This window comes from Pseudomonas sp. P5_A12, assembly GCF_056400685.1.
Map to the genome: position 1 here is coordinate 1 of NZ_JBFUKU010000237.1, position 8,169 is coordinate 8,169.

An 8,169-nucleotide genomic window follows, 5' to 3' on the forward strand; every position below is an offset into this window, starting at 1 on the left:
CCGCCAGGGCGCACGAAATGACTCCTTCGGCCATCAGCAAATTGATAGCGCGGTTAGAAGATCGGCTTCGGGTTCGGCTTTTCCAGCGAGGTTCCCGAGTCCTCACTCTGACGGAGGAGGGGGCTGCTTACCTGCGCAGTGCGAAAGCTGTGGTTGAAGCTATGAGTGAGGCAGACTCTCTGGCAGAAGGGCTTCCTTCAAGGGTCAGTGGTACGTTGCGAATCCACACGATGACCTCTTTTGCAAAGCAGCAAATTGTGCCCTGGTTGCCAGAATTCCTCGACACTTATCCCGGTCTTGATGTCGAGATTCAGTTAGGCGCCCAGTTCGTTGACCAATTCGAGCAAGGGTTGGACATAGCAATTCACAGTGGGATTCTTCCGAGCTCATCCAGAATTGCAAAGAAAATCGGCGAATGTGAGTGGTTGCTTTGTGCTTCGCCTGATTACCTCGAAAAGTATGGAACACCGCTACAGCCGAAAGACCTGATGAACCATCGCTGCTTTAACTTCAGCTTCGTCAGTCCCTGGAACAAATGGGCGTTTATCCAGGATGGTCTGGGCGTCACGACCCCTGTGAAGCCGAGGGGCTCGTTTACTCAAGGCGAGCTGCTAAGAGATATGGCCAAATCAGGCGCGGGCATAGTCCGTCTTGCAGACTTTCACATTGGAAAAGATATCCAGGAAGGCTCGCTTGTACTCCTTCTTGATGAGTTTAAAGCGGAGATCTTGGAGCCTATTTACCTACTCTACTCAGACCGCAAGCATCTGAGCCCTCGCATTAGAGTGTTCATCGATTTTTTTCAGCAAAAATGGATTGATCATCCATGGAAGGTCGTGAGGGGACTACCCGAGGCGCCTAGATAGCCACTACGGCACCGCCGCTAATTTTTAATCTACCCACGCGGCAACCGGCGCAACTATGACCCCGAGCAGCAACGCGTCTCTGATCTTACTCGCCGGTAATCTCGCCGCCCCCCCTGCACTCAACAGAAAAATCTCCGTTGTAAAGCCAAGTCATCCGAAATTTCCTAGACGATTGCTACGTTGGGGGCTCCTGTCATTTTGTGCCACGAACCTGTTCCTGGCGTTCACAGCTGGTGTGATCTGCTAGCTATATTCAACCTTGAATTAGAGCCATAACCTCTGCCCATGGTGAACAGCACATCCAGTGTTGATTCATCTCAGATGCTGGGTTCGTCCGTGTGTAAAGCACGAATCCTCAGCCGGAGAATAAAAATAATTACCCGGAGATTTCCCCATGGGATTTACTCAAGAAACAACTGGAGTTCTATCCTCCGTAAAACGTATTCCTAAAGGCGCAGGCGCTGCGTCTTGGGGAGCAATGGCTTTGTTGTGGCTTGTTTACGCCATGGATGCTAACTCTCGCCAGATGTTCTTCATGGTCTTGCCTTCTATCACTAGCGAGTTCAAAACAAGCGCTGAGCTGACTGGATTGCTTGCTGCCTTCATCACGATCGCGACGTCCTTGATAGCAGTGCCTTACATGATCTGGGCTGATAAAGGCGGTCAAGGATGGATGCGAAAATATCGCCATCTTCCGATCGTAGTCGCTTACACCCTTTTCACCTTTCTGACGGGTCTGAATTTCTTGACCGGGTCGCTGGGAGTGCTCGTTGCACTTCAAGTGATGTCTCACGCATTTGGCGGTGCCGGTGAAGCCATCGAGGTCACCTCGTTGTCTGAGTGGTGGTCGAAAGAGCGACGTGGCTTCGCACTGGGGCTTCATCACACCGGATATCCTTGGGGCACATTGATCGGCGGCCTGGCAATCAGTGCTCTGCTTAACGCTTATGGCCCGGAAAACTGGCGCTTGGCCTTTCTGCTGTTCCCGGTGCCGATGATCATCATCTTCTCGATCTACTGGTGGTTTAGTACGAAGAAGCGGTACGAGTCATTTGTTGAACACGCTCAAGCTGTAGGCGAAACGCCTCCGGCGTTGCAGGCTGCCCATGGCGTTGTTGAAGTACCAAAAGGCGCTTTCAAATCTGCGATGAAAAATCCAAACATCAGCGCCATTGCACTGATCTCGATGTTTGCGATTGTAGGCTACTTCGGCATCAGCTTCTGGCTGCCTCAGTATCTGGCATTTGTAGCGCATTATAACTTTGCAGAGGCTGCTGCTTACTCGGTGCTCTTCACTATCACTGGGGGTATCGGTCAGATTGTTTGGGGCTGGATTTCAGACCGTGCTGGTCGAAAACTTTGCCTGGTACTGGTTTTCGCCTGGCTTGCGGTGGGCATGTACCTCTTCAAGTATTCATCGGTCAGCTTAACTTCGCTAATCGCGATTCAATTGTTTGCTGGATTTGCAATGAACGCGCCTTACACACTTCTGTATGCGATTGCGTTCGATTCTGCGAAGCAAGGCACGACAGGACTTGCAGGTTCAATCGTCAACGTCGGCATTTACGCCGGTGGATTCGGGCCTTTCGTGATCGGAATGTTCATCGGGGCAGGTGGTGGCTTTGAGCAAGCTGCAGGCTACAACTACGCACTCTACTTCATTTCCGGACTAATGGTGTTGGCAGCAATCATCACAATATTTTTCACCCGGGAAACTACAGGATGGTTTCTCAAGTACGACAGGGCGTTGGTTTCGAAACACTCTTGCAACATGGGTTTGTAACGAGCTTGTTGCACCTGCACTAATAAAAAATCCCCATGGGATAGTTAAAGCTAGGAGAAAGTCATGACCCTTATTAAAGATGCCAAATGGCTGAGCCAATTTGCCGATGAGTTGAACGGTGATGCTAATTGGACGGCCGCTGCTCGTTATTTTGATGGACGCATCCAATTCAAGCACAGCACCGGTTTTTCAACGCTCGCGATTCTCGCTGGTAAAGTCGTTGCAGTTTATCCGGAAGGAAGCCCCTTAGGTGCGGATGTCATCGTGTCTGGTTCTGATGATGAGTGGCAACGTGTTCTTGATGGAAAGATCGACTGGTTTGAAGCGTTGTCCCCAGGGTTGGGCAAACTTGAACTAGAGGGCAATGTAGTCGCAGCATGGCAATACGTTGATGTGATGGCCCGTGCGTTCGACGCGATGAAGCGTGTCGGGAACGTTAATAAAACTGCACCTATCTCTTATTCACCTGGGCCCAAGCCGTCGGGCAAAGAGACGGTTGGACGGTATATCACCGTGGATGGAATTCGCGTTTATTACGAAGAGGCCGGGGAGGGGCGTCCGCTCGTTTGCTTCCACGCGGCTTCACAAGATTCTCTAATGTACAGACACGTGCTGGATGGACTGTCTGATGAATTTCGTGTCATTGCAATTGATGCTCCAGGGCACAGCAAGTCAGAGCTACCCGCATCCGGCCCATTCCACAGTCTCACTCGCCACGCGGAGTTCAACGAGCATCTGATGGAGGCTCTGGGACTTGAAAGGCCCGCCATTATGGGATGCTCCATGGGCGGCAATCTGGTGCTGGAATTGGGTGCACGTCGACCCAATGCGTACAGTGCAATCATCTCAGCGGAAGGGGCAGATTTCACCCCGACGGTTTCCGAGTTCTTCCTCGATATGTTGCTCATGAATGGGCCAGAGATTATCGGTGCCTGGTCTCGTTCGATGACGGGCAATCGCACTCCACCAGATCGTGCTAAAGAAGTTGTTTGGCAGATCTCCCGCACCACCCCTCAAGTCATGAAGGGTGATCTGACCGGCTACGCGAACTTCGATCAACGACAGCAGGTAGGGAAGATCAAAGCACCTGTTCTACTGTTACGTGGTGATGCAGATTGGTTGGTGTATCAAGAAAAGGTCGAGGAGACAGCATCTCGCATACCAGGTAGTAAGATCGCGGTTTTAGCTGGCACAGGCCATTACCCAATGACTGAAAATCCGCTGGAGTTTTGCGACACGGTGCGTACCTTTCTGCGAGATGCCAATCGTAGTGTTTAACTGATTTTGGAAATTGCGGGAAAGCCTATGCAAAAAATAGGCTTTCTTGCCTCCACGCCGGAGACGGGTCGTTTGTGGACTCTGTTCGTAAGTCTTGGCGGCTAAGCAAACTCAAAGTGGCCTGTAGCTGCTCACCTATTGGCGTTTCGACCTCGTTGCAATGCTTCTCCTTCACAGTGCGAGGAAAAGCAATACGCATGGTGCTCTACGATTCAACATCGCCCCTATGAACTGTGATCGCTCACAGGCCGCTTTCATCTTCTGAAAGCTCTGCTAAAAAACGATTTGCATTTGCGACATATCCCAATGCGTTGGCGCGTAGTCCTGCTTGCTGATCCTCATTGAGCGCGCGAACCACTTTGGCAGGCGAGCCCAGCACTAATGACCCATCCGGAATGACCATTTTTTCAGTTACGAGAGCCTTGGCGCCAATGAGGCAGTTCGCACCTATTTTGGCGCCGTTGAGTACGACCGCCTGAATGCCAATCAAGCTGCCATCACCGACTTCACATCCATGAAGCATCGCTTGATGACCGATGGTGACATCTTTCCCCAGGGTCAATGGAAAACCCGGATCAGTATGTAGGATGGCACCGTCCTGGATATTCGATCCCTGACCAATCGTGATCAATTCGTTGTCGCCACGAATGACAGCGCCGAACCAAACACTGGAATTCTTCTCCAAGCGTACTCGACCTATAAGAGTAGCTGTAGGTGCTACCCAACTCTGTTGGTGAGCGTCAACTTTGAGGTCTCCCAAACGATATTTCATTGCTGATTATTCCCTTTCTGTGTGGAAGGAACGCTGCGGCACGCCTGAGTTCTTTGGGGAGCGCTGCGTTTAAATTAGGCATCCTGCGTGGCCGCAGATTGGATCAACGGTGGTGTTATTGGTCACCCTCGAGGCTTTAGGCACTAGGTCTTTTTCAGGTACAGGCATGTCCTTGCGCACAACCTGTGCTGTTCCAAATAGACAGCAAAGAGACAGCTGCATTTGTGGTTAGGCTCTGTCTGGTGCACAACCCAGCCTGGTGACCACTGGGATAGTTCTCCTAGATAACAAGCGTGCAAATACGTTACGCATCGTAGTGAGGTGTCGAGCGAGCGCATTCTTCGAAGTAAATTGCGTAGCAATGTGGCGACAGGGCCAACCGGCGGGAGCCTGCGCAAGTGAATCCACGGCTGTCGTAGGGCGCTCATGACCGTTCTCCAGTCTTATTTTTATGTGGCCGATGCTAGTCCGCATTCAACGGGGGCTTGCCGGATATTAGTGATATGTGATCACAGTATAAACGATTGCACAAGACTTTGTGGGATGGTTGGCACAAAGGCCGACCATTCGCCCACCCGAAAAATGACCGGAACCGATTACTCTTAGGAGAAAGCGTCCTGTCGAAAACCTGAAGGCCTCGAAATCCTGGTGCAATGTGAGTCTACTAACGCTCAAATTCGGTCTGTTCCGGATTTCTAGCGACCTCGTCATGCTGTGATCACAGATGCCTTATTGTTCTATGCCGTACGGTTTAATCTGCTTATAATCCTTGCCATGAACATATCCACACTTGTGACGCCCATGATCCGCCAGACCCTCAGTGCGGACGTTTACTCCCAACTGCGTGATCTGCTGATAAGTGGACGCGTGATGCCCGGGGAGAAGCTTTCACTCAGATCCATTGCGGATGCTCTGGGTGTTAGCGTTATGCCTGTGCGGGAAGCTGTACATAGGTTGGTCGCTGAGCAGGCGCTTGAAATGTCGGCAAATCGGTATATTCGCGTCCCTTTGCTGACAGTCAGCCAGTTCCGCGAAATCACCAGTATTCGGCTGAACCTGGAAGGGCAGGCTGCGGCGCGTGCGGCAGAGTTGGTTGGTTCGGATGCGTTGCGTGAGATAGAGGGTATTCACGAAGCCTTTTGCAACGAGTTTGCGCAGAGCGCTCCCGATGAGTCACGCCTCATCGCACTGAATAAAGAATTGCATTTCGCAATCTATAATCAGGCGGAAATGCCCATCCTGCTCCAGATAGTTGAGTCCCTGTGGTTAAGAATAGGGCCTATCCTCAATTATGACCTGCGCTCCGGCAATGAACGCGTGGTTCAGCGAGTACAAGCCAGCCATCATGCTGCCATGGTTGAGGCTTTAAAGAAGCGCGACCCTGTTGCTGCTTGTGAGTCTTTACAGAACGACATTAAGAGTGCTGCAGAATTTATCCTGAATACAGGTGCACTGATCGTGGCCGATGCAATCAAGCCTGTGGAAACTGATTAATTTCATCGACCAACTATAAAAAACGAGGCGCTCTGAAAGACAGGGCGCCTCGTTTTTTTTGCTCTTCTCTTACATCTGAGCGCCGATCATCCAAGGCACTGTTTCTTCGTTGCCAACGCCTAGCGCTTCACTTTTCGATTTTTCTCCAGACGCCACGCGAATAAGCATGTCGAAGATTTCCTTGCCCTTGGTTTCAAGGGTGGCATCGCCATCCATGACGTCCCCGCAGTTGATATCCATGTCGTCCTTCATCCGGGTGTACATCTTCGTGTTGGTCGCAAGCTTGATCGAAGGGGCAGGCTTGGCGCCAAAGCACGAGCCACGTCCAGTGGTGAATGCAACCAAGTTCGCGCCGCTGGCGATTTGGCCGGTGGCTCCCATCGGGTCGTAGCCAGGTGCATCCATAAACACCAAGCCTCGGGCCGTGATTGGCTCGGCGTAACGGTACACCCCCATGAGTGCGGAGGAGCCGCTTTTGGCAACTGCGCCTAAAGACTTTTCAAGAATGGTCGTCAGGCCGCCAGCCTTGTTACCAGGAGTGGGGTTGTTGTCGATGCTGCCTTTTTCGCGGTCTGCGTAGCTTTCCCACCATTTGATAAGGTCGACGATACCTTGGCCAACCTCACGGGTTGCCGCGCGGCGAGTCAGGAGGTGTTCAGCGCCGTAGATTTCGGGCGTTTCGCTCAGGATGGCCGTTCCGCCCTGCGCTACGAGCATATCGACAGCAACACCGAGGGCGGGGTTGGCCGTGATGCCTGAATACCCGTCTGAACCGCCGCACTGGAGCGCCACTGTGAGGTGCTTGGCCGAGACCGGCTCGCGCCGGCACTCGTTGGCAACCGGCAGCATTGATTCCACAGCAGCAATGCCGGCGTCAGCTGCGTTGCGAGTTCCGCCAACGTCCTGGATAACCACGGGAGCGATAAGCTTGCCGGTCTCGATGCCCTGAGCCATGAACAGCGCGCCCATCTGATTGGCTTCACAGCCAAGGCCGATGACTACCACGCCAGCGAAGTTGGCGTGCTTGATGAACCCGCCAAGCGTTCGCCGCAGTTGGTTCACACCCTCGCCGTTGTGCTCAATGCAGCAACCAAAGCTGTGGGTGATTGGCACCACGCCATCCACGTTCGGATAAGCATCTAGTGCACCGTTTCGCGAGAAGTGTTCAACCACCATTTTAGTCACTGTAGCGGAGCAGTTCACTGTGCTCACGACACCAATGTAGTTTCGAGTAGCAACACGACCGTCCGCTCGGACGAAACCTTGGAATGTGACGGGATCGGCGGGTGGGGTGACAATCTTGGCGTCTTCTCCGAACGCATAGTCCCGCTCGAACGTCGCCATTTCAAGATTGTGAGTATGTACATAATCGCCAGGCTCAATAGTTTGTGTAGCAAAACCAATAATTTGGCCATAGCGCAAAACAGGTTCACCTAAGTTAACGTGTGCAAGAGCAACCTTGTGCGCTGCGGGCACATCGGATCGTACTACAATGTTGTTAAACTCAGTGACCACTGTTCCTTGTGCGATCGGAGCACGCGCGATCGCAACGTTATCGTTGGGGTGGAGTTTAAGTGCCAGGGATATGGTATTCATTTCATCCTCGAATTTTCAGTAATGCACGGCGCAGCTTGGGGCAATACTATGTTGTCCCGAGTTTTAGTGATCGTTTCCTGTGCTTGACGTAACTTGGTGCTCAGGAATGCTGCAACGGTCAAAAGCGCTGCGACAATGATGAGTCCATTCTTGGTGCTCCCTGTCGTTTGCTCTACGAAGCCCAGCAATGAAGGGCCGAAGAAACCACCGGTAATTCCGAAGGTATTTACTAACGCAAGTCCTGCCGCCATACCAGCTCCCGCTAGCCTTGAACTGGCGAAGAGGAAAATCACAGGCTGAACAACAAAAAACATCGACGCTGTGAGAGTAAATCCTATGAGTGCGATCAAGGGCGTGGTGTAAGCTGCAAGGGTCAATCC

6 protein-coding genes and 1 pseudogene are annotated in these 8,169 nt (G+C 52.1%); 4 read left to right on the top strand and 3 right to left on the bottom strand.

From position 1 onward, the window contains the following. The 3 genes from AC1DSG_RS23690 to AC1DSG_RS23700 all read left to right on the top strand — a co-directional run. On the top strand, nucleotides 1-866 hold an 866-nt coding region (locus AC1DSG_RS23690), incomplete at its 5' end, for a LysR family transcriptional regulator (RefSeq protein WP_477793062.1). Nucleotides 867-1,260: 394 nt separating this feature from the next. Further along, nucleotides 1,261-2,649: an MFS transporter gene (locus AC1DSG_RS23695; protein ID WP_477793063.1), complete on the top strand. Its 1,389-nt coding sequence runs from the start codon at nucleotides 1,261-1,263 to the stop codon at nucleotides 2,647-2,649. A gap of 63 nt (nucleotides 2,650-2,712) precedes the next feature. After that, a complete protein-coding gene (locus AC1DSG_RS23700) occupies nucleotides 2,713-3,927 on the top strand; it encodes an alpha/beta fold hydrolase (protein WP_477793064.1) in 1,215 nt (404 codons plus the stop codon). 241 nt (nucleotides 3,928-4,168) lie between these two features. On the opposite strand, the gene AC1DSG_RS23705 is transcribed toward AC1DSG_RS23700, so the two are convergent. Then, nucleotides 4,169-4,699, bottom strand: a complete 531-nt coding sequence (locus AC1DSG_RS23705; protein ID WP_477793065.1) for a gamma carbonic anhydrase family protein — start codon at nucleotides 4,697-4,699, stop codon at nucleotides 4,169-4,171. An 801-nt stretch (nucleotides 4,700-5,500) separates the two neighbouring features. Between AC1DSG_RS23705 and AC1DSG_RS23710 the strand changes: the two genes are divergently transcribed. Further along, entirely contained in the window at nucleotides 5,501-6,193 is a 693-nt protein-coding gene (locus AC1DSG_RS23710) for a GntR family transcriptional regulator (protein WP_477793066.1), read from the top strand. A gap of 69 nt (nucleotides 6,194-6,262) precedes the next feature. Here the strand turns inward: AC1DSG_RS23710 and AC1DSG_RS23715 are convergent, their stop codons facing one another. Together AC1DSG_RS23715 and AC1DSG_RS23720 are read right to left on the bottom strand one after the other, a co-directional pair. Further along, nucleotides 6,263-7,789: a UxaA family hydrolase gene (locus tag AC1DSG_RS23715; RefSeq protein WP_477793067.1), complete on the bottom strand. Its 1,527-nt coding sequence runs from the start codon at nucleotides 7,787-7,789 to the stop codon at nucleotides 6,263-6,265. Further along, nucleotides 7,786-8,169 (bottom strand): annotated as a pseudogene (locus tag AC1DSG_RS23720) (MFS transporter); the annotation flags it as partial. The pseudogene AC1DSG_RS23720 and the gene AC1DSG_RS23715, both read right to left, overlap by 4 nt.

Coding starts and splice junctions, on each gene's coding strand:
- AC1DSG_RS23695 (WP_477793063.1), top strand. CDS start 1,261: ATGGGATTTACTCAAGAAACAACTGGAGTTCTATCCTCCGTAAAACGT.
- AC1DSG_RS23700 (WP_477793064.1), top strand. CDS start 2,713: ATGACCCTTATTAAAGATGCCAAATGGCTGAGCCAATTTGCCGATGAG.
- AC1DSG_RS23705 (WP_477793065.1), bottom strand. CDS start 4,699: ATGAAATATCGTTTGGGAGACCTCAAAGTTGACGCTCACCAACAGAGT.
- AC1DSG_RS23710 (WP_477793066.1), top strand. CDS start 5,501: ATGATCCGCCAGACCCTCAGTGCGGACGTTTACTCCCAACTGCGTGAT.
- AC1DSG_RS23715 (WP_477793067.1), bottom strand. CDS start 7,789: ATGAATACCATATCCCTGGCACTTAAACTCCACCCCAACGATAACGTT.